The organism is Pedobacter sp. 01N416, assembly GCF_056399685.1.
On sequence record NZ_JBFTRT010001031.1, the window covers coordinates 1 to 608 of the forward strand.

Annotated in this window: 1 protein-coding gene; it reads left to right on the forward strand. The window is 38.5% G+C overall.

Going from position 1 to position 608, the window contains the following annotated elements; all coding sequences use genetic code 11:
- Positions 1-362: 362 nt before the first annotated feature.
- The coding region (locus AC1DND_RS29075; RefSeq protein ID WP_477586476.1) for a 2'-5' RNA ligase family protein at positions 363-608 on the forward strand (246 nt) is incomplete at its 3' end.

Here is a 608-nt window from a genome sequence, read left to right on the forward strand (position 1 = left end):
ACTCGGGATAGCATAAAAAACTCAGGTTGCAGGGCGCTTAAACAATTTTAATCTCCAGTTTTCAGTTAGCAATTTAATACAATCGCGTTAATCCTGATCCGATAGCTATAGGCTGATATGACCTTATGTTCCTTATATGGTTCAAATCTGTTTAAAATTTTCATTCCGAACTTTTATTTGGAAAGCAATGCCAATGTTTATCGGCTCCGAAAGCCCCGCTTTTGTTTCTGCCGATGCTAAGTTAGTGCCGATTCATCGGTAAAGAATCGGCATCCACGCCAATCGGGTTTGAACAACTCGGGCAAGTAAAAAAACTGAGATTGCAGGGTGCATAAACTAAATTGTAAGTATTATCTTCGGGTATGCTTAAAGTCAGACGTCAGCTTACATTATTTCTCACCGAACAAAATGAAAACATCGAGAAAATCAGAGCTGAGTTTAATCCTGTCCAACATAATTTAATTCCGGCCCACATAACTTTGTGCAGGGAAGATGAAATTGGAGAGTTGGGAAAGATTATAACGAATATGCAATCGATAAAACTCAACAGCCCTATCAAAATTCAGTTTAAAGCTGTTGAACGATTCCAAAACGGCAAAGGTGTCTTT